The organism is Hymenobacter seoulensis (assembly GCF_054780535.1).
Window position 1 is genome coordinate 1 of the sequence record NZ_BAAGWD010000002.1, and the last position, 19,761, is coordinate 19,761.

At 53.4% G+C, this 19,761-nt stretch carries 19 protein-coding genes and 1 tRNA gene; 6 read left to right on the plus strand and 14 right to left on the minus strand.

Annotated elements, in window-relative coordinates:
• Window positions 1–739: 739 nt before the first annotated feature.
• The 5 genes from ACYVHC_RS07850 to ACYVHC_RS07870 all read right to left on the minus strand — a co-directional run bounded on the left by ACYVHC_RS07850 (window position 740) and on the right by ACYVHC_RS07870 (window position 6,803).
• The gene (locus tag ACYVHC_RS07850) at window positions 740–1,516 is read right to left on the minus strand and encodes a DUF4476 domain-containing protein (RefSeq protein ID WP_460613139.1); all 777 of its coding nucleotides are present in this window, start codon (window positions 1,514–1,516) and stop codon (window positions 740–742) included.
• A gap of 251 nt (window positions 1,517–1,767) precedes the next feature.
• Window positions 1,768–3,699, minus strand: a complete 1,932-nt coding sequence (locus ACYVHC_RS07855) for an OmpA family protein (RefSeq protein WP_460613140.1) — start codon at window positions 3,697–3,699, stop codon at window positions 1,768–1,770.
• Between the two features lie 95 nt (window positions 3,700–3,794).
• On the minus strand, window positions 3,795–4,292 hold the full coding sequence (locus ACYVHC_RS07860) for a hypothetical protein (RefSeq protein WP_460613141.1): 498 nt from the start codon (window positions 4,290–4,292) through the stop codon (window positions 3,795–3,797).
• Between the two features lie 141 nt (window positions 4,293–4,433).
• The gene (locus ACYVHC_RS07865) at window positions 4,434–5,288 is read right to left on the minus strand and encodes a (Fe-S)-binding protein (protein ID WP_460614300.1); all 855 of its coding nucleotides are present in this window, start codon (window positions 5,286–5,288) and stop codon (window positions 4,434–4,436) included.
• Window positions 5,289–5,411: 123 nt separating this feature from the next.
• Window positions 5,412–6,803, minus strand: a complete 1,392-nt coding sequence (locus ACYVHC_RS07870; protein WP_460613142.1) for a (Fe-S)-binding protein — start codon at window positions 6,801–6,803, stop codon at window positions 5,412–5,414.
• A 179-nt stretch (window positions 6,804–6,982) separates the two neighbouring features.
• Between ACYVHC_RS07870 and ACYVHC_RS07875 the strand changes: the two genes are divergently transcribed.
• Window positions 6,983–7,055 (plus strand) — tRNA-Phe (locus ACYVHC_RS07875).
• 67 nt (window positions 7,056–7,122) lie between these two features.
• On the opposite strand, the gene ACYVHC_RS07880 is transcribed toward ACYVHC_RS07875, so the two are convergent.
• Window positions 7,123–7,491, minus strand: coding sequence for a hypothetical protein (locus ACYVHC_RS07880; RefSeq protein WP_460613143.1), 369 nt, complete (start codon window positions 7,489–7,491; stop codon window positions 7,123–7,125).
• A 296-nt stretch (window positions 7,492–7,787) separates the two neighbouring features.
• Window positions 7,788–8,930 carry a J domain-containing protein gene (locus tag ACYVHC_RS07885; protein WP_460613144.1) on the minus strand — a complete coding sequence of 381 codons (1,143 nt, stop codon included), beginning with the start codon at window positions 8,928–8,930 and terminating at the stop codon, window positions 7,788–7,790.
• Between the two features lie 145 nt (window positions 8,931–9,075).
• Between ACYVHC_RS07885 and ACYVHC_RS07890 the strand changes: the two genes are divergently transcribed.
• The 3 genes from ACYVHC_RS07890 to ACYVHC_RS07900 are packed head-to-tail and all read left to right on the plus strand — an operon-like array spanning window position 9,076 to window position 10,946.
• Complete coding sequence (locus tag ACYVHC_RS07890) at window positions 9,076–9,462, plus strand: phage holin family protein (protein WP_460613145.1); 387 nt, start codon at window positions 9,076–9,078, stop codon at window positions 9,460–9,462.
• A 7-nt stretch (window positions 9,463–9,469) separates the two neighbouring features.
• On the plus strand, window positions 9,470–10,201 hold the full coding sequence (locus ACYVHC_RS07895; protein WP_460613146.1) for a hypothetical protein: 732 nt from the start codon (window positions 9,470–9,472) through the stop codon (window positions 10,199–10,201).
• A complete protein-coding gene (locus ACYVHC_RS07900; protein WP_460613147.1) occupies window positions 10,179–10,946 on the plus strand; it encodes a geranylgeranylglyceryl/heptaprenylglyceryl phosphate synthase in 768 nt (255 codons plus the stop codon). Before ACYVHC_RS07895 ends, ACYVHC_RS07900 begins: the two co-directional genes overlap by 23 nt.
• A gap of 115 nt (window positions 10,947–11,061) precedes the next feature.
• Here the strand turns inward: ACYVHC_RS07900 and ACYVHC_RS07905 are convergent, their stop codons facing one another.
• The 7 genes from ACYVHC_RS07905 to panC form a co-directional block, all read right to left on the minus strand.
• Complete coding sequence (locus tag ACYVHC_RS07905; RefSeq protein ID WP_460613148.1) at window positions 11,062–11,985, minus strand: helix-turn-helix domain-containing protein; 924 nt, start codon at window positions 11,983–11,985, stop codon at window positions 11,062–11,064.
• 157 nt (window positions 11,986–12,142) lie between these two features.
• The gene (locus tag ACYVHC_RS07910; protein WP_460613149.1) at window positions 12,143–13,282 is read right to left on the minus strand and encodes an acyl-CoA dehydrogenase family protein; all 1,140 of its coding nucleotides are present in this window, start codon (window positions 13,280–13,282) and stop codon (window positions 12,143–12,145) included.
• 328 nt (window positions 13,283–13,610) lie between these two features.
• Window positions 13,611–14,309 (minus strand): zinc metallopeptidase, encoded by a 699-nt coding sequence (locus ACYVHC_RS07915; protein ID WP_460613150.1) that lies wholly within the window; start codon window positions 14,307–14,309, stop codon window positions 13,611–13,613.
• A 91-nt stretch (window positions 14,310–14,400) separates the two neighbouring features.
• Complete coding sequence (gene rfaE2, locus ACYVHC_RS07920; protein WP_460613151.1) at window positions 14,401–14,883, minus strand: nucleotidyl transferase family protein; 483 nt, start codon at window positions 14,881–14,883, stop codon at window positions 14,401–14,403.
• Between the two features lie 12 nt (window positions 14,884–14,895).
• A complete protein-coding gene (locus ACYVHC_RS07925) occupies window positions 14,896–15,912 on the minus strand; it encodes a lysylphosphatidylglycerol synthase transmembrane domain-containing protein (RefSeq protein WP_460613152.1) in 1,017 nt (338 codons plus the stop codon).
• 105 nt (window positions 15,913–16,017) lie between these two features.
• On the minus strand, window positions 16,018–16,365 hold the full coding sequence (gene panD / locus ACYVHC_RS07930; RefSeq protein WP_460613153.1) for an aspartate 1-decarboxylase: 348 nt from the start codon (window positions 16,363–16,365) through the stop codon (window positions 16,018–16,020).
• Window positions 16,366–16,426: 61 nt separating this feature from the next.
• Complete coding sequence (gene panC / locus ACYVHC_RS07935; protein WP_460613154.1) at window positions 16,427–17,344, minus strand: 4-phosphopantoate--beta-alanine ligase; 918 nt, start codon at window positions 17,342–17,344, stop codon at window positions 16,427–16,429.
• Between the two features lie 120 nt (window positions 17,345–17,464).
• Here panC and ACYVHC_RS07940 point away from each other — a divergent pair, with 120 nt between their 5' ends.
• Window positions 17,465–18,277, plus strand: a complete 813-nt coding sequence (locus ACYVHC_RS07940) for a glycogen/starch synthase (protein WP_460613155.1) — start codon at window positions 17,465–17,467, stop codon at window positions 18,275–18,277.
• A complete protein-coding gene (locus ACYVHC_RS07945; RefSeq protein WP_460613156.1) occupies window positions 18,261–19,760 on the plus strand; it encodes a DUF4270 family protein in 1,500 nt (499 codons plus the stop codon). The genes ACYVHC_RS07940 and ACYVHC_RS07945 overlap by 17 nt, the downstream gene beginning before the upstream one ends.
• Window position 19,761 lies beyond the last annotated feature (1 nt).

A 19,761-nucleotide genomic window follows, 5' to 3' on the forward strand; every position in this document is an offset into this window, starting at 1 on the left:
AGCCTTACCTACTATTGTCTTTTCCAATCATTCAAAGAACGTGTGCTTTCTTCCTATCGAAGAAAACCGTGTGCCTGTGTTACCAGGCCAAGTGTTTCGTTTGCTCAGCTTCCGTTCGAAGCGGGTTGCAAAGGTAACACCGTTTTGTTGTTTCGCAAGCAACAGAAGAAAACTTTTTTTCGAAGTGTCTTTCCCTTGTCGTGCGCTGCTCGCTTCCGGTTGAAGCGGGGTGCAAAGGTAACAACTCGTTTTGCACTTTCCAAGTTCCGAAGCAAAAAAACTTTTTCGTTGTTTTCGCTGCTCCTGTGCTTAGAACCCTGTTTCTATGGAAGAACCGGGCTGCAAAGATACGTTACCGAAGTTGACTTTTGCAAGGATCTAGAAAAGTTTTCTTTTCCGTTTCCGGCCCCTTCCTCTCGAAGCGGGGTGCAAAGGTAGCACCCTTTTTCTGATAGAAGCAAGACGTGCTGTCAACTTTTTTTCAGCCGTGTCTTTCTTAAAAGAAAGCTGGGGGCTGAACCCCTGCCGCGTTCCGGTTTGGGAGTGCAAAAGTGCACGGTCGAAAGTTAACTTCCAAACCTACGTTCCATCTTTTTCGTTTAAGGCCGCTCAACATTTTTGAGCAGGCTACTTAGACATCAGTTTGGCAAACACTTAGCCTCCAAAAAAATGTTCCAGTGGAAACAAAAAAAGACTCCTGCTACAGGCAGGAGTCTTCGGTATTGCTCATAAACCTAGTTTAGGGCCTGTATGACTCTACATACTGCTGTACTTCCCGAATGCTTGAAGTATACTGCAAGGCTTCATAGACACGGTAGAAGTTCTGGCGGTCAGCAACGCGGGAATACATGAACTTGGCTAGCTCAATCTTATTCCGATCAAAGGCAATGGTAGAAACTAAACGGCGAGCATCATCAGCGGGGAGGCTGGTTTCACGCAATGCTTCGCGGATAATAGCCAGTTTGCCATCATCGAACGATTGGCGCTGAACCGCCTGGAGGAGTCCTTCTACATCGCGAGGCGACATTACATAGGAGTCGGCTGGATAGGCAGGCTCAACATCATATACTCCCTGGTTGGGGTAAGGGGCATCATAGACGGGAGCGGGCGGAGGCGAAACGGGCGGATAGTTTCCGCGGGGGCCGTTGCCGTAGCCGGAGCCATATCCTCCTCGAGGCAGTGGAGACGCCGACACTTTGCGTAATACAGGAGGGTAGCCATTGCGGGTCACTAACACGAAGTTCGTTTCGAGGCCACCATCTAGGAAAACCCGGGTGCGGTAATTGATGCTTCGGCCGTATCCGGTAGGAATTAGAAACTGGGCTGAATGGTAACCGGGGGCTAGGCGGTCGAGGTAGACTTGGCGAGCACCATTGCGGGTGAGAGCCCGGCCATCGAACACCAACTGGAAGATTACTCCACGCTCAGACGTGAAGGTGGCATTGGCGGGAGCAGCCTGAACTTGGCCGGCTAGCAGCAAGAAGAACCCAGCGCAAAGAAGTAGAGCCTTTTTCATGGCGGTAGTAGATAAGACGCCGGTCATCCGACGGCTGAGATGCTAAAGCCAAGGATTGTGCCAATTCTATATTTACTCCTCTCCTACTCTATATAGAGTAAGCGCTTACGCGACACGTATACTATGAGCGCTCTACTTACTAGGTAGGAGTAGGGGCCAAACCGACGTGAGTGGGGTGCCCACTACCCTACTGAAAAGCAAAAACCCAGGCTATGCTAGGCACAACCTGGGTTTTACTAGTGCAAGAGCACTTACTCAGCAATCTTGGTCACTTTGAATTCAGTGCGGCGGTTGCGCTGATAATCTTCTTCGGTCTTGGCTCCTTTTATGACGGGGCGAGACTCACCGTAGCCTTTAGCTGTAATGCGCGACTTGTTGATGCCTTTCGAGACAATGTACGCTACTGCCGACTCCGCCCGACGCTGCGAAAGGGCCATGTTGTAGGCGTCTTTACCGCGGGAGTCGGTATGGGAGCTAAGCTCAATGGTGATTTGCGGATTGTCGTTGAGGGTTTGCACGAGTTTATCCAGCTCTAGGGCTGCATCCGGTCGAATGTTCGCCTTATCGTAATCGTAGAAGATGTTGTCCACGACGATAGCCTTGTTCTTCACGATTTTGGTGAGCGTAAGGGTTACGGGTACCCGAACGTCATTCATAAAATCGGGCAGGGCCTCCTGGGGCGGACGACGCCCGATGGTGCTTAGGGAATTGCGCGCCGTGAAGTAGCCGGCACGGTTTGCAATGAGAGAATAGGCTGCCGTGGCCGTATCGAGCTTGAAGCTGAACTTGCCATCGGGGCCGGAAGTGGTTTCCTGCAGCTTCTGACCGGTGCTGCTGAAGAGCGTTACTAGCTCACTGCCGACGGGAGACGTCTGGCCGGTTTTGTCGTTGCGCTCTACTAGCGTGCCATCGGCGTAGAAGGTCACGAACTTGTGCGGCCGCTCACGGAACAGGTACAGGTCGTCGGAGCCTTTGCCGCCGGCGCGGTTAGAAGCAAACACGCCCATCTGTGGGCCCGTGAAGAATGGGGCAAAGTCGTCGCCGTTACTATTAATAGGAGCGGCTAGGTTAACTACTTTTCCTTTCTGCACCTTAAAGATGTCTAGCTTGCCTAGGCCCGGGTGCCCGTCAGAAGAAAAATACAGGGTGCCATCGGGGGCAATAGCCGGGAAGTTTTCGTTGCCGGGCGTATTGATTTGGTCGCCTAGGTTCTCCGGAGCCGCAAACCGACCGGGGCTTTCCATGGTGGCTTTGTACAGGTCGTTGCCGCCTAGGCCACCCTTACGGGTAGAGGTGAAATACAGCGTCTGGCCATCGGGCGAGAAGACTGGCGAAAACTCATCGGCTGTACTGCTGTTCACGCCGCGCAGAATTTCGGGCTCCGTCCAGGCGCCGTTCCGGAAGTACGATACCCATAGGTCAACGCTGAGGTAGCCTTTCTTGGAGCCGTCGTTGGAGCGGGCAAACACCATCATCTTGCCATCGGGCGAGTAGGTAGCGCTGGCTTCGTGACGGTTTTCGGAGTTGAAAATGGGCTCCAGCTTCCGAACGGTGCCGCCGGTCAGCTTCTGCTCGTCCTCAAATTTGATAGCGTACAGGTCGTTGAACCCTTCGCCGTTGCCGGAAAACACCTTGCCTTCGCGGCCGGAAGCAAATACAAGCTCCTTGGTGTCGGGCATACGGGTGGCGCTGAACTCGGCGGCCGGCGTATTAATCTGGTCGAGGGGCGTTACCTCGTCGTTGGTGCGCAGAGTGAGTAGCGCCGTGGAGGCCTTGGCCGTTTTGGCTTCAAACTCGGCTTGGTCGGCTAGGGTACGGTTGCTCCCCGCTTGGGCGTAGGCTTCAAACTGGGTAGCGGCTTCATCTGTCTTACCGGCGGCGCGTAGTGCCTGAGCGTAGCGGAAAGCCGCATCCGTGCTTTTTACTTTTCCATCCAGCGCCGCTTTATAGTACGACTCGGCCTGATCTAGTCGATTGGAAAGCCGAAATGACTCTCCGATGCGGTAATTGGCTTGGGCTATATCCTTGCCTTTGGCCACATCCTTCTTATATAAGGCTATTGCTTCTTCGTATTCGCCTTGCGTAAATCGTTTATCAGCCTTGCTTAGTTTGCCTGATGTAGCACAACCGCTCAGCAGAACGGTTGAGCCAGCAAGGGCACCTAGTAGTATATAGGTTTTCATGGAGAGCAGGAATGGATGGGTGCAATACCAAAACGAATAACGAACATTTTGGCATCAAGTATATCAAGATAAAACGGCTCGGTGAATTTGCCGCCCTAGGAAGCTACCACTTTGAAGTACTTAGCCAGCCATGTTGAGCTAGCCGGCGCCGGACAGGCCGTGCGCAGTTGCCCCACAGTACCAATGGTGTTATCGAAATACAGAGTTTCCGGAAGCAGCGTGCCGGCTGCTACGGCCGCCCGCAGCTCTAAGCGGTCGAGCAGCTTCACTTCGTCATTGATCAGAAATGCTAGCTTGGCTTTTTCAAGCAACTGCACGCCTAGGTGTTGCTCTACTTCGCGCACAAACCGAACGGAAGCATCAATGGAGCAGCCGCTGGCATCGGCTACGGCTTCATCCAGCCCAATTACCAAAAACTGCTGGTGTCGTATTTCTGCTGAGGCCGCCAGGGTGCGGCCGTGGCTGGTCCAGTCAGTGGCGAACTGGCGAAGGGCGGGTTGCAGCGCAGTTACCTCAGCTTCGGTGAGCGGGCGTTCGGCTTGGTAAATCCAGAGGCGAGCTGAGTCAGGCAGTTGGGAGAAGGGAACGTACATACAGGTCAGAAGAGGAACGGGAAAGCTAGCACATTGCTTCGCAGACGAAGCTAGTGACTACGTATTATCTACAAAGAAACAGCCCCACCCGGAAGTTCCGGCGGGGCTGTTTCAGTTGTTACTTTTAAACGCTGTGGCAGGCTAGGCATTCAAGCCTTCGGCGGAGGCGATCAGCTCGGCCAGGTCAAACACCTGCACGTCAGATTCGCGCTCTTTGTTTTTCACGCCGTCGGCCATCATGGTCATGCAGAACGGGCAGGCTACGGCAATAACGCTACCGCCGCGGTTAGAGCCAGCCGGCATAGGCGGCGCGGTGCTTTCCACTCCCTGTAGATTCAAGAGCACATCGGCTTCGCCATCGAGAGTAGCTAGGGCTTCTTCGGCGCGCTCAATGTTAATGTCTTTTTTGCCGGGCTCGGGCTCTTTCCACATTTGGGCGCCGCCAGCACCACAGCACAAGCCGTTGGTTTTGCAGCGTTTCATCTCCAACAGGTCGGCGTCCAGCACTTCCAGCACGGCGCGGGGTGCCTCATAGATGTTATTAGCGCGACCCAGGTAGCAGGAATCGTGGAAGGTAATGCGACGCCCTTTGAACGACTCCCCACCCTCGGCCTTCACTTTGCCCTCATTGATGAGCTGCTGCAGGAAGGTGCTGTGGTGGATTACCTCGTACTCGCCTCCTAGGGCCGGGTATTCGTTCTTAATGGTGTTAAAGCAATGCGGGCAAGCCGTTACTACCTTCTTGATGCCGTAGCCATTGAGGGTGGTAATGTTCTGCATGGCCTGCATCTGAAACAGGAACTCATTGCCGGCCCGCTTGGCCGGGTCGCCAGTGCAGCTTTCTTCCATGCCTAGTACGGCATAGTTTACACCTACGTGCTCCAGAATCCGGACGAACGCCCGCGTTACGCGCTTGTACCGGTCATCGAAGGCACCGGCGCAGCCTACCCAGAACAGTATTTCCGGCGTTTCGCCCCGAGCAGCCAGGTCGGCCATCATCGGAACATTTACTTGGCGCTTGGCAGTTTGCTCAGCCATTATATCAGTCGACAAAAGTCAGTTAGAATTGAAAGTTGCTAGGGTACTGCCGGGCTTGAACCGCTTTGCCCCCTAGCCAGCTTAAGCTACAGTGGCCGTGGCTTTATCCGCCACGAACAAATCATCAGCCCAATTGAAGCGGTCGGAAGGCGAGAAAGCCCACGGTGCTCCGTTATTTTCGATGTTGCTGAACATAACATTCAGCGAGTTGGGAGCAGCCGATTCTTCCAGTACCAGGAAGCGGCGCATTTCTACAATGCTCTCTAACGGGTTAATGTTCACGGGGCACGCCTCTACGCAGGCATTGCAGGTGGTGCAGGCCCACAGCTCCTCGGGCGTTACGTAGCCACGCAGCAGGGTATGGTTTTCTTTATCCAGCTGCTCCTGCTCGCTATGCTTGGCTTCCTTACCGTACAGGTTAGGATTGAAAATCAGTGGGGAGTTATACTTCTCCTCTACCCTGTCGCGGGTATCCATGATGATTTTACGGGGCGAAAGCAGCTTGCCGGTAAGGTTAGCCGGACAAACGGAGGTGCAGCGGCCGCACTCAGTGCAAGAGTACGCATTCAGCAGGTTCGTCCAGGCCAAATCATCCACGTCTTTGGCTCCAAAGGGGGTAGGCGCCATAGCGGAACCATCGGGCTCGGTGGCCGGAGCTGGTACCTGGTAGCTAGGGTCCATCATAGCTTTCACCTCGTGGGTGATGCTTTCCACGTTCGAGAACTGTCCCTGCGGTACCAGCCGCGAGTAGTACACGTTCGGGAACGCCATGATGATGTGGAAGTGCTTGGAGCTGGGCAGGTAGTTCAGGAACAGCAGGATACCCACAATGTGCGCCCACCAGCCAATACGCTCCAGCACGTGCAGTGCCGCGGGGCTATCGGGCAATAGGCCCGTCAGGAACTGGCTAACCGGAAAAGCGCCGGGTAGGCTGTCTCCATGCAACTTCAGGTCGGCCGCATTCATCGTGAACAAGGCTACCATCAGAATCACCTCTACATACAGAATGATGTTGGCATCGAGCCTAGGCCATGCCCGCAGCTCAGGCCCCGTGAAGCGGCGAATGGTGTTCACGTTGCGGCGCCACCAAAAGGCTACAACGGCTAGGACTACCAAGGCACCTAGTACCTCGTTGGTGGCGGTAAGCGCTGAGTACAACGGCCCGAGAAACTGCAGAAACCGGTGCGTACCAAACAGGCCATCGACCATGATTTCAATGACTTCAATGTTGATGACAATGAAGCCCACGTAAACGATGAGGTGCAGAAAAGCCGGTGTCAGGCGCTTAAACATTTTCTGCTGTCCGAAGGCAACTAGCAACGTCTTCCACAGACGCTCGTTCACGTTGCCGCTCATATCCCGGTCGCGCCCGACGAGAATATTAGCCCGGATCTTCCGCGCTTGCCAGATGAACAGGCCGAAGCCCGCCACTGCCACTAGCAGGAAGAGGAGGTTTTGAATAGAGAAGTGCACGGGAATTGGGTAGGTTTGGGGTTTAGGCCGAAATATAGTCGTTATGCATAACAAATTTTACTTTTTGCGCTGCTATGTTTCCGGCCGAAAGATTTTTTTGAGATACGTCTTGCAGGTTGAAAATGGTTTATTACTTTTGTGCTCCCCAACGGACAAAGCGCCCAAGGGAACCAAGAGCTGGTAATGTAGCTCAGTTGGTAGAGCACAGCACTGAAAATGCTGGTGTCGTTGGTTCGATTCCAATCATTACCACAGAAAAGCCCCTCAGTAACACACTGAGGGGCTTTTTGTTGTTTTAGGGTTTTGGTGGCGCAGTGGGCTAGTAAGCACAGTCGTGGTTGGCAGTAGTAGCATGAGGCAAAGACACTACGCCGCCTCGCTTCCGAAAGAAGGCCTCAACCGCTTGCTGCAAATTGGCAAAGTCATCGGTTTCTAGCTCCGCTACTAGCTGCCCCATCTGAGCAATGTGCTGTTCCGTGCTAAGCAAATAGCCCGGCTCCTGCACCCAAGAGTAGGCATACAGGTATGCGCCATCAGGAGCCTGCTGCTCATGCTGATAACGGACATCTACAATAGGCGTGAAAGCAGCTTCGGCGGTATTGAGAGGATAATCCCAGGAACGATAAGAAGCTAAACGGATAAAGCCAAGCTGCCGTAGGTAGGCATCTTTTACATCAGAGGGAAGCATAATAAAGCAGCATAGGCACCGAGAGGAATGAGCCCTGACAGCGCCTGCAAGTTCGGTTACTGTTGAGCATGCGACAAGGAAGGAACAGCCCGATTTGTGACTCGCCTATACCAGACCGTGCACGCTAAAACAAGGCCCTACTACACGGAAACACCGAAACTCCGGCAACTGCTCCTTCCTTTTGTGACTTATCGCCGGACTCCTTTGGGTAGGTCAACTGGCATAGGCCTGCTGCAAGCGACAGGAAGCAGCGCTAGTAAAGCATAGGCTGCATGAGCTGCACTACCCAGTATCAGCTAGGGGCGGCAGGTAGTATCCCGGGCGGCTTCGGCAAACCGATACCCCTGCACCACGGCCCGCCGGAAAAACTCGCAGGCCTCTTGGCGACTTCCCTCTTGCTGCGCCACCCGGCCTAGTAAAAAGTAAACCCTAGCCTGATTTGGGTAAATAGCCAGCACCTGCCAGTAGTCGGCGCGGGCGGCACGATAGTCCTGTTCCTTGAAGTTAACTAGGCCCCGATAGAGCAGCAACCGAGCGATGATGAAGGAGGGGAAAGCTCGAGCATGGCGCAAGCCCGCTTCAAACTCGCGGTGCGCCGGGGCATATTGATTGCTAAAAAGCAGTGTTTCGCCCTTAAGCAACCGCGCCTGCGCCTGTGTAGAGTCTAGCACTAGTGCTTGCTGTATTGCCTGCTGGGCCAACTCCGGGCGTTGCATCGCTTGATAGCACAAACCTATTCGGACCAGCAAGTTGGCGCGTTGCTTAGGCAGAGCGGTTTCGGCTAAGGCATCTATATAATCCGTAACGGCAGCCTGAGGCCGCTGATACCCTAGTTCCTCTACCTCACCGCGCCGCCAAAACGCCTGCGTATATCCGGAGCGCAGCCGGATAGCCTCCGAAAAAAAGCTGTGTGCGGCGCTCCACTCCCGACGAGCGTAGGCGCCTAGTCCGCTCTGATAAGCTCGGCTGGCGGCCATTCGGTCAAGCCCTAGCTTCACTACCCAGCCAAACAGTAGCATAGTCAGCACAATGAGAGCAATGAGCTGAAAGTCGCGGCGGGTAAACCGGGCCCGTTGGCGCGGAATAGTGCGGTAGTGCCGCTCGTGGGAGCCGGCCGGCCGGCGGGTTCGGAGCGGTGCGGGCGGCGGCATAGGCACTCCGTATACCCGCTGGCCCTGCTGCCGAAACTCCTGCTGGCGCCGTACTTCTGCTGCCCGCCGCACTGCCACTTGTAGTTGAAAGTCGTACTGGGCCCTACGGCCTGGGTCGCTGAGTACGCGGTACGCAGCGGCTACTGCCTTGAACAGTTCTTCGTGAAGCGCACTGCCGCCGTGCTTATCCGGATGGTACTGCACGGCCAGCCGCTTGTAGGCTTGCTTTATCTCGCGGGCAGTTGCGGCAGCGGATACCCCTAGTACCTGGTAATGATTCTGACTCAAGATATGGCCGTGTGAAGTAAAAGTAAGGCAAATTTCAGACACGATGTCGCCTTTTCCGTAAGAAAGGGCTACCTCAAAAATTAACGCTACCGCAGTTTCATTACTTGCGAACCTGTAACATTGTTCCCTGCAAAAACTCTCCCCTATGGGCCTGTTCTCCACTGAAGACGACGCAACTAAAACGCCTGCTTCCGATTCTCTCATCGGAAATCTGAAAGGCTACCTTGACACGCGCCTGGACCTAGTGCGTCTGGAAGTCCAGGAGAAAGCCAAAACTGCTTTCGTCGGGACCCTGCACGGCGTTACACTGGCCACCATTGGCCTGATGTTCTTCCTGTTTTTGAACATCTTCCTGGGACTCCTGCTCAACGATGTACTTGACAGTAGCTACTGGGGCTTTGGCATTGTGGCTGGCTTTTATCTGGTGCTGCTTATCATCTTCCTTGTGGGAGTTGATAAGAAGCTGTTCCAGGGCCTGGCTGATAAGATGCTGAACAATACCATCTATAAATCCGACAAACGTCAAGCCTAACCGTTATATGGCCGATCTGCATAACCCGCTGTTTGAAGACGAGAAAGAGTTTCTGGAGCACCAGAAACTGGAATATGAACGCGCCTTGCTCGGCGACGTCGAGGAAATCAAAGCCAAAACTCAGGAAGTTGGCAAGTACGTAGCCATTGGTGCCAGTGTACTAGGTGGCATCTGGTTGCTTTCGAAAGCCTTCGGCGGGAAAAAAAAACACGCCCTTAACAACGACCAGGAGTACCAACGCCACCTAGCGCCTAGCCCTAGCCGCCCCCGGCGCCCTACCGTCCCAACGGGTGTGGATACTGCCGTAGCAGATGACCTGGGCTTTGGCACCGGACACTTCTCGCGGATGGAGCGCCGTCCCAAGAGCAAACGCGCTGACATTGCCCCCGACGTATACCACACCGACGCGGATCCGTTTCAGCCGCTAGGTTATGAGGCTTCCACAGGACAGCATCCGGTTCAAGCCTATCAGGCTGCTGGCCAGCCACAATCCGACGCTTCTTCTATTGTAGCCTCGGCCTTCCGGGCGTTTCTGCAGTCAGATACCGGCAAAATGCTGGTGGCACAGGTTTCGGCAGTGTTAATGGCTTATGTAGCAAAGAAGGCCAGCGAGTATTTGCCAATGCTTAAAAATCCCGACCTTGCATCTTCGGCCGCAGTTCATACTGAGCCCGAGACCAAGGATATCGAGTTTACTTATCACCACGACGACGCGGATGCGCCTCACCAGCCTGTATGATGCCCTGAGCAAACGCCGGACGCACGGCCAGAAGTCTCTGGCTGTATTGCTAGATCCCGATACTATCGATGAGGCCAGCTGCCGGCACTTGCTTGGGTTAAGTGAGCAACACGCAGTAGATTACTTTTTTGTGGGCGGCAGCTTGGTGATGAATACGCGCCAAGCTGCCCTCATTCGTTTTATCAAGAGCCACTCCAAGATTCCGGTGTTGCTTTTCCCTAGCCATAGCCTGCATTTAGATGACCAGGCCGATGGAATTTTGCTGTTGTCCTTGATTTCCGGCCGCAACCCCGACTTCCTGATTGGCCAGCACGTTATTGCGGCTCCGTTGCTACGCCAAAGCAACCTCCAGATTTTGCCCACCGGCTATATGTTGGTAGACACGGGCCGGCAAACCACGGCCAGCTACATGAGTGGCACTACCCCCCTCCCCTACGACAAACCGGCCATAGCCGCCTGCACGGCCATGGCCGGCGAGCAGCTGGGCCTACGCCTAATGTACCTGGATGGCGGTAGTGGCGCTATGTACCCAGTAGCGCCCGCCATGATTAAGGCCGTTCGCCAAGCCGTAGAAGTGCCCCTCATTGTAGGCGGCGGCATCAACACCACTGAAAAAGCACAGGCTGCCCTTACCGCTGGCGCCGATGTTATTGTAGTAGGTAACCAGATTGAGAAAGCGCCGGAGTTCTTGGCTGAAATGTCGAAGGTCGTGAGCAGCTTCAACAGCGTGCTACTTACCGAATAACAATTACTACCCCTACACCAACAGAAAAGGCCACCTGAGTAGGTGGCCTTTTCTGTTGGTGTAGCTGAGCGGTTTGCGAGAAAACGGCCCCTAGTCTTTGTATCTCCTTACAAGATTAGATATTCATGGCAGACTCCCGACGGCGCATTTTGCCAGCCGGAATACCAAACATCATCTTAAAGCGACGGCAGAAATACGCAGTGTCTTTGTAACCCACTTCTTTCCCAATGTCGCGGATGCTCTTTTTGGTGGTGCGCAGCAAGAACACGGCGCGCTCCATGCGCTGGTACTCGATGTAGTCTTGGGGGTTAATGCCAGTCAGCATCTTAAAGTACTGGCCTACGTAGTCTTCGCTCACATTAGCCACGCCCGACAGCACCTTGTTTGAGAGGTCGCCGCCAATGTTCTCCTTGATGTAGTTGAACAGATCAATGAGGCGTGGATCTTTGAAGTACGTGCTGTTGGTGGCCAGTTGCTCCACAAACATCTTGTTTTTCAAGATGTAGCGCACGATTTCCACCACAATGTTTTCGGTGTAAATCGTGATAAGCCGCTCACGGCCGGGCAGTTCCTGCAGGCTTTCCTCAACCACCTTAATGACCAGGTTAGCTAGCTTAGAGTTACCGGTGATTAAGAAAGCCGGCACATCCAGAGAAGCAAAGAAGTTCACCGAGTCGAACACCTTGGCCTCAAAGCTCACGAAGGAGTGGCTCTCCTCGGCATCTCCAATCAGGTCTAGGTCAGAGTTCGAATGGAAGAACTTGTCCTTATTCGTGATAAGGTCATCGTTGGTGATGCTCTTATTGGAGGTTTCGCCGTAGGTTACTTTAGTAGCCCGACCACCTGGAATGAAGAGCATTTCGCCTTCTTCAACTACCTGATCTTCATCGCCAAACGAAATACGCCCTTTGTGGAGCAGGATAAGGTTATTGCCTACGTCATAGGAATTGCGAACCGTAAACGGCTGTTGCAATACTAGGTTCTTTGCCTTGATGTACCGGACACCCAGGGACTCTATCACTTTATTATAATCTTCCATCTTCGGCGGGCGGTTAGCTAGTACGAGTGTTGCCGGGAAATGGTACCCCGGACTTATCTAATGCAAAATAACATATAAAAATTCACACAAACACAAAACCCAACCTAAAAAAGGCTGGGTTTTGTGCAATACTTCTGACTTTTAGGCAATTCGTTATTTATTTCAGGATTTCCCGCGAGATTACAATTTTCTGAATCTCGGAAGTTCCCTCATAAATCTGCGTGATTTTGGCATCACGCATGAAGCGTTCCACATGGAATTCTTTCACGAAACCATAGCCTCCATGGATTTGAACGGCCTCTACAGAGGCGTCCATGGCTGTTTTGGAAGCGAACAGCTTGGCCATTGCGCCTGACTTGGCGTAATCGGCGTGTGCATCTTTATCGGCAGCAGCCTGCAAGCACAGCAGACGAGCCGCATCAATGTTAGTAGCCATATCAGCCAGCTTAAACTGAATGGCCTGATGCTGAGCAATTGGAACACCAAATGCCTTACGCTCTTTCGAGTACTTCAGTGACAGCTCGTAGGCGCCTGAAGCAATGCCCAGCGCTTGCGCCGCAATACCAATGCGGCCGCCGGCCAGCACCTGCATGGCAAACTTGAAGCCGAAACCGTCCTCGCCGATGCGGTTTTCCTTGGGCACTTTCACGTCGTTGAACATCAGGGAGTGCGTATCAGAACCCCGAATGCCCAGCTTATTTTCCTTCAGGCCTACTTGAAAACCAGGAGTATCCTTGTCCACGATGATGGCGTTGATCCCGCGGTGCTTCAGCTCTGGGTTAGTTTGCGCAATAACGATGTATACCGAGGCCGAAGAGCCATTGGTAATCCAGTTTTTGGTGCCGTTGATGAGGTAATGGTCGCCTTTGTCCTCGGCAGTGGTGCGCTGCATGGTAGCATCGGAGCCGGCTTCGGGCTCAGAGAGGCAAAAGGCGCCGATGATTTCACCGGAGGTTAGGCGGGGCAGGTACTTGCGCTTCTGCTCCTCGCTGCCATATTGCTCTAGGCCCCAGCATACCAGCGAGTTATTCACTGACATAATTACCGAGCAGGAGGCATCTACCTTGCTGATTTCCTCCATGGCCAGCACGTAGCTTACCGTGTCCATGCCGCCGCCACCGTACTCGGGGCTAACCATCATGCCGAGGAAGCCTAGCTCCCCCATCTTCTTGATTTGCTCAGCAGGAAATTTTTGATGCTCGTCGCGCTCGATTACGCCGGCCCATAGTTCAGATTGAGCAAAGTCACGGGCGGCGGCCTGAACGGCTAGTTGTTCTTCGGTGAGCTGAAAGTTCATGCGGTAAGAAAAGGGGGTGGGATGGGAAATGCGCAAAAAATGCTGAGCGTAAATTCGCTGGTGCCTCAAAATTAACCACTGCCATTGCAGAATGCGCAGATAGTACCATTTTTTTCTGGCAGGCTGGCTTAGTAAGGCTTTTGACCAGCTTTTTGTTTCAACTGGAGCTAGTATTCTCTTCTTGATATACAGTGCTAATCTGAGGTTTAGGAACTGAGCCGACCCAGTAAGCACTTGTCATCGGCTACTAGCCCCTGGCTAAAAGCAAACCGCCACCTTAACTAGTAAGGTGGCGGTTTGCTGGTTTTCGGTCAAAGGCCGCAACGGTTTAACGACGGTCGCGGCTTCCCATAAAGATGCTGACATAGTACAGCAAGGTAGCCAGGGAGCTAAGCGCCGCTACTACGTACGTCATAGCAGCCCACCAGAGGGCGTCTTTTGCCATAGCGTGCTCCTGCGTCGTCACGATACCACGCTTGTCAATCCAGGCCAGGGCGCGCTTGGAGGCGTCGAACTCAACCGGCAGGGTCACAAACGAAAACAGGGTAGTAAGCGAAAACAGCACGATGCCTAGGCCCAGTGGAATAAGTGTAGTGCGAATCATGAGCACCCCGGCTAGCAGGATAAACGGCATGAACTTCGAAACGGCACTGAGAGCGGGCACCATGGCCGAGCGGAATTGCAGCGCACTGTAGGCCGTAGCGTGCTGCACAGCGTGGCCGCATTCGTGGGCAGCTACTGCGGCGGCGGCGGCACTACGCTCCGCATATACCGCCTCACTCAGGTTTACCGTTTTATCAGCGGGGTTGTAATGGTCGGTCAGGCGGCCTTCGGTGCTGATAACGCGCACATCGGTAATACCGTGGTCGGCTAGCATTAGCTCGGCAATCTGTTTGCCGGAAAGCCCCGACTGCAATCCGATTTGGCCGTACTTGGTGAACTTGCTCCGTAACCGCCATTGAATCAACCAGCTGACAACCATTGCCAGGATAAGGATGAAATAAATGGGGCTTGAGTTATAGTACATGATCGTGCGTGATTAAGTGAAGAGAGAGGCCAGCAAGTGCAGAAAGAACCAGAAGGTCGGGTAGCACACCTACCGTTTCTCTACTCTTTCCTTACCGTTCCGTACCCAAAATTCGCTCGACGATGCGCGTGGTGCTATAGCCAGCTACTAGGGGTACGGTCAGGACTTGCCCGCCATGTTGTAACACTACCTCGTGGCCTACAATTCCACTAATCTGATAGTCGTCGCCTTTCACCAGAATATCGGGCTTCAGGGCTTCAATCAGAGCTAGAGGCGTTTGCTCGCCGAAGAGGACTACGGCATCTACAAACAAAAGAGAGGCCAACACCCGTGCGCGTGACACTTCGTCTTGCAGCGGCCGGCCGGGCTTAAGGCAGCTTACTGAGGCGTCGGTGTTGAGCCCTACTACCAGGCGGTTCCCTAGGTGCCGGGCTTTCTCCAAGTAATCAACGTGGCCCAGATGCAGCAGATCAAAGCAGCCGTTTGTGAATACTACTTTCTCGTGGGCCGCCTTCCAAGCTTCCACTAGGGGTAGTAGCTGGTCAAGCGGTAGTATTTTATCCTTCGTCCACATGGGCTTCCTTGTTTAGGTTACGGCAACCTGCTCAACCTTTTTACCCGATTTCGTCATGCTGGCCACGAAGCTGATGCCACCCATCAGCACCACAAGTAAGGTTTGAGAGCCGTGCACTACTAGGGCATATGCAATGCCAGCCTCTTTGCTGATGCCATATACCAGTAAGGTGCTTTGCACCATCAAGTGAAACGCACCAAAGCCGCCTTGTACGGGCGCGGCCATACCAAACGCCCCAAACGTCAGAACTGCTAGGCCCGCCCCCAGCCCCAACCCCGATGTAGCAGGGAAGGCAAAGAAAGCTAGGTAATCCATCAGGTAATACACCAACCAGGTAAAGGCCGTATGGAGCAGAAACAGGCCGGGGTTGCGGAGCTTTCGTACGCTGAACACCCCATCCAGCATGCCGCGCACAAAGTTTTCAATTTTCAGAAAAAAGGTCCGCTCGCGCAGCTTCTCCAGATTCTGAAACAATAGGTAGCCTGTTAGGGCCAAGAGCAGGATGGCTACTACCGCAACGGACAACAGCAACTGCCTGTGTTCAGCCACAGAGTTGTAGCGGTCAGAAAACAGGCTGACCACAAAGGCCCAGAACTTATGCAAATCCAGCAGTAATGTCAGGCCCAGTAGGCACACCAGCACGAGCACATCAATTACCCTTTCCGTAATAACGGCCCCTAGTGATACCTGTACTGGTACTCGGCTTGTGCGGTGCAACACGGAGCACCTGATAACTTCTCCCATTCGGGGCAGTACCAGGTTGGCCAGGTAGCCCGCCATCATGGCATGATACACATCCCAGTAGCGCGGATTCTGGCCGCTGGCTTCCAGCTGCATCTGCCACCGGTGCGCCCGGCTAAAATACCCCAGCGCTGAAAGTACCAGCGTGAAAGCCAGCCAGCCGTAGCTTGCTTGCCGTAGATAGCCGCCAATAAGCGCCAGGTTCTGGCCCCGTAGCGCGTACCACATCAGCAACCCCGATAAGGCTAGTAACAGGCCGTATTTCAGAACGTTTAGCAGTTGCTTCATGCAATAAAGGAATAAGCAGATGGCTGGTTGCACCGCAAAGCATGGGGCAGCGAGCAGCTGAAACCCTCCTTTTCGGCGCAACCAGCCACCAATATATACCCGAGTCTAGCTGACCCGATTGTGTTGGTCAGGAAAGATAACCGTAGGCTTGTGCGTTTTGGCCTCCGCGAAATCAATTAAGGCATAGGAGATGATGATAATAATGTCGCCAACGGCCACGCGCCGGGCAGCCGGGCCATTCAGGCAAATCATGCCCGAGCCTCTTTCCCCCTTGATAGTATAGGTTTCGAACCGCTCGCCGTTGTTGATATTTACGATGGTCACTTTCTCGTTTTCCACCATATTGGCTGCATCCAGCAGGTCTTCATCAATAGTGATGCTACCCACATAGTGCAGTTCCGCCTGCGTAACCTTAACGCGGTGAATCTTGGACTTGAGAATCTCGATATGCATGAGCTGAAAAAGCCGGTGAATTTTGGGCCCTAAAGATACGGAAGCCTAATTTGGGAGCCGGTTAAACGAGTTGCACCTTTTCCGTACCTAGTGGCGCTTCATCAACTGCTGCTGAGCTGCCTTGGATTTGCCGCTCTACCACTACGTTATCTATCAACCGCACGCCCCATAGGTGCGCCGCTAGGCACAACACCACGGCGCGATCGGGCTGCCACTCCGTAAAAGGCTGTAGCGTTTGGGCATCGGCCACCTCCAGGTACTCTAGCTCGATGGCCGGCACCGCGCCCAAGAAATCTGCTACAGCGCTTTTTACTTCATCAACCGTTGCTTGCCCACTTTGCACCAGCTCAGCAGCTAGCTGCAAGGCACGGTACAGATGGGGAGCCACGGCACGAGCATCAGCGGGAAGACGGCGGTTTCGGGAGGACATGGCCAGCCCGTCTGCTTCGCGTACTGTTGGAAAAGCCACGAGCTCTACATCAAAGGAAAGGTCTGCTATAAGCTGGCGCACCACCGCCACTTGCTGGTAGTCTTTCTGCCCGAAATATGCCCGGTGCGGGCGGCTCAGATGAAACAATTTGCTTACTACCGTGGCTACTCCGTTAAAGTGTCCGGGCCGGTGTGCGCCTTCCATTACCTGCTCTAGGGGGCCAAAATCAAAGCGCAATACGGTGTTGCGCCGGTACATTTCCTCCACTGGGGGCATAAAGAGGGCTGTGCAGCCGGCAGGGCCTAGTAAATCGGCATCCGCCTCAGGCAGACGCGGATACAGCCGAAAATCCTCGGAGTTATTGAACTGGGTAGGGTTTACGAAGATGCTCACCACCACAACATCGCATTCCTGCGCCGCGGCCCGGACCAGTTGCAGATGTCCTTCGTGCAACGCTCCCATGGTGGGCACTAGCCCAATGCGTTTGCCTTCGCGGCGCCAATTCTCTGTTTGGGCTTGCAACGCCGCGGCGGTATTTAGTATCTGCATAGAGGTTAAAGGCCGATTCGACGAGTAGCGGACCGGGTTAGGTTGAAATTTCCCTCAAAAATGTTTAATTTTGTGCATCCCAAAGTGTTGCCCTTTCCTAATCACCCCAACTGACTCTATATGTCCAAGTTGAGAATACTCTACGCTGCCACGGAAATCAACCCGTTTTTGCAGACCACCAAGGTAGCGGAGTTTTTGCGGCGCCTGCCGCAGGGAATGCAGGAAATGGGGATGGAAATCCGCATTTTCGTACCGCGTTTCGGCATTATCAATGAGCGGAAAAACCGCTTGCATGAAGTTGTGCGCCTCTCCGGAATTAATATTGCCGTTGGCGAGGATGAAAAGCCGCTCATTATCAAAGTTGCCTCTATTCCGAACGCGAAGCTACAGGTATACTTCATTGATAACGAAGATTATTTTCACCGCAAGTCCGTGTTGGTAGACAAGAACGACAAGTTCCACGCCGACAATGACGAACGGGCCATTTTCTTCTGCAAAGGTGTGTTGGAAACGGTAAAGAAGCTAGGCTGGGCTCCGGACATTGTGCATTGCAATGACTGGATGACGGGCCTGATTCCGATGTATCTGAAAACGACGTACAAGAAGGATCCGATTTTCAAAGATGCCAAATCGGTTTTCACCATCTACAATAATGAGTTCGACTTCAAGTTTGAAGGCGACATTATTGAGAAGGCGAAAATGCTGGACATTGACGATGACATGCTGGCTGCGCTGAAAACAGCTGACTTTGGTGGCTTCATCAAAGTAGGCATGGAGTACGCTGACACGGTAGTGAAATCTGATGAAGATTTTAGCGAGAATCTGAAAACTCTGTTTTCGGAATATACCGGCAAGAAACAAATTGAGCAGGTCGGCGCCGACGACAACCTGCTGACCTCATACTACGCTCTCTATAATGAATTGGCCAGCTAGCGCCAGCCGACTCGCTTCGGTTTCCCTTATTGCCGCCTCTTTGCTTGGTATTGCTACCAGCTGTGAGGAAGCCAACGACCTTGGCCTCGAGTTGCCCGGCACTTCTCCTATTACCTCTCAGTACCTTGATATTCCGGTAACGGCCTATACGGTTCGTCAGCAACCGGTAGAAACAGCGAAGGCAAATCACCTATTGTTGGGTCGGCTCCGCGATAACCTCGTGGGTACTACTACCGCGCGGGCTTACACGAACATTCAGGTAGAGCCTTATCTGACTACTTCGCTGCCTGATTCGTTGCCGGCCAAGTTCACCAATGTCAAGCTCGACTCAGTCGTTTTCAGCATGGCATTTGACGAGGTATATGGTACCGCCGCGCAGCCATTCCGGTTTGATCTTCATACGCTTCAGGAGCGTATGGATGACCGAGCGGTATTCAACTCTAGCTCATCGGTAGCTACCAGCACTACATTGCTCTCTAACTTCTCGGCCCCGCTCAACCGCGACCGAAAAGTCAAGGTGCCGCTCTCTACCAATACCACTACCACCCAAGATAGCGTATTAGTAACGGTGCCAGATCGGGTAATTCGGGTACGCATGCTGAAGTACCCGGGCACGGCAGCACTGGCTAATTCGGTATTTGCAGCCATGCAAGATGCCGGCTTCAACCAGGAAAAACTGAATGCTGTGTGGAAGGGCATTGCGATGACTCCCGCAGCGGACTTCTCCGGCACTATTGTTGGATTCAACCGGACTGTAAATAGCCGGGTAACCTTCTACTTTACTGGAGCCAATAGCGCTGGCAAGACCGGTAAATATCACGTTTACTCGCTTTACTTCGGGCATATTCCTACTACGCCGCTCGTAACGGATTCAAAGTTCTTCACCCAGCTCACTACTGATTTTAGCGGCTCACCACTTGCCACGCTCACTGACCCTAGTCAACAGCTGCCCGCTAGTGCTACCAATGGGTATACGTATATGCAGGAAGGCACTGGCTTGGCTACGCGCATAGAGTTTCAGGGCCTCGAAAGCATCCGTAACAACAACGACTTAGTAGTTAACCGCGCTGAGCTGCGGATTCCAATCAAGCCGCTAAGTAATGGCCTGTTTCCATACCCTAGCAACCTCTATCTATATGAGGTGAACAGCAACAACCAAGTACTGACCCGTACTGTTGGGCCTACGGTATACGAGCGTTTGGTACAGCGTGAAGGCAGTAACCAAGCTGGTCCTATCAGACCTACCAGCGTAGGTGAGCCAACCTCAGCAGTATTCCCAGCTGATCAGGATCCGGCTCAGGAGTATCGCGTTTCAATAACAGAGTATCTGCAGGCTTACCTGCAAAACCGTCTGGAGGGGGAACTGCCTACGGGTCTGCTTCTGTCGCCAATACTGCGCAGTAACTTTGCGCTAACTCTGAACCGAGCGCAGGTTGACGCCAATAAAATTACGTTACGCGTATACTACTCCAAGTTACGCTAGC

Coding starts and splice junctions, on each gene's coding strand:
- ACYVHC_RS07850 (WP_460613139.1), bottom strand. CDS start 1,516: ATGAAAAAGGCTCTACTTCTTTGCGCTGGGTTCTTCTTGCTGCTAGCC.
- ACYVHC_RS07855 (WP_460613140.1), bottom strand. CDS start 3,699: ATGAAAACCTATATACTACTAGGTGCCCTTGCTGGCTCAACCGTTCTG.
- ACYVHC_RS07860 (WP_460613141.1), bottom strand. CDS start 4,292: ATGTACGTTCCCTTCTCCCAACTGCCTGACTCAGCTCGCCTCTGGATT.
- ACYVHC_RS07865 (WP_460614300.1), bottom strand. CDS start 5,288: ATGGCCGACCTGGCTGCTCGGGGCGAAACGCCGGAAATACTGTTCTGG.
- ACYVHC_RS07880 (WP_460613143.1), bottom strand. CDS start 7,491: ATGCTTCCCTCTGATGTAAAAGATGCCTACCTACGGCAGCTTGGCTTT.
- ACYVHC_RS07890 (WP_460613145.1), top strand. CDS start 9,076: ATGGGCCTGTTCTCCACTGAAGACGACGCAACTAAAACGCCTGCTTCC.
- ACYVHC_RS07895 (WP_460613146.1), top strand. CDS start 9,470: ATGGCCGATCTGCATAACCCGCTGTTTGAAGACGAGAAAGAGTTTCTG.
- ACYVHC_RS07900 (WP_460613147.1), top strand. CDS start 10,179: ATGCGCCTCACCAGCCTGTATGATGCCCTGAGCAAACGCCGGACGCAC.
- ACYVHC_RS07905 (WP_460613148.1), bottom strand. CDS start 11,985: ATGGAAGATTATAATAAAGTGATAGAGTCCCTGGGTGTCCGGTACATC.
- ACYVHC_RS07910 (WP_460613149.1), bottom strand. CDS start 13,282: ATGAACTTTCAGCTCACCGAAGAACAACTAGCCGTTCAGGCCGCCGCC.
- ACYVHC_RS07915 (WP_460613150.1), bottom strand. CDS start 14,309: ATGTACTATAACTCAAGCCCCATTTATTTCATCCTTATCCTGGCAATG.
- rfaE2 (WP_460613151.1), bottom strand. CDS start 14,883: ATGTGGACGAAGGATAAAATACTACCGCTTGACCAGCTACTACCCCTA.
- ACYVHC_RS07925 (WP_460613152.1), bottom strand. CDS start 15,912: ATGAAGCAACTGCTAAACGTTCTGAAATACGGCCTGTTACTAGCCTTA.
- panD (WP_460613153.1), bottom strand. CDS start 16,365: ATGCATATCGAGATTCTCAAGTCCAAGATTCACCGCGTTAAGGTTACG.
- panC (WP_460613154.1), bottom strand. CDS start 17,344: ATGCAGATACTAAATACCGCCGCGGCGTTGCAAGCCCAAACAGAGAAT.
- ACYVHC_RS07940 (WP_460613155.1), top strand. CDS start 17,465: ATGTCCAAGTTGAGAATACTCTACGCTGCCACGGAAATCAACCCGTTT.
- ACYVHC_RS07945 (WP_460613156.1), top strand. CDS start 18,261: ATGAATTGGCCAGCTAGCGCCAGCCGACTCGCTTCGGTTTCCCTTATT.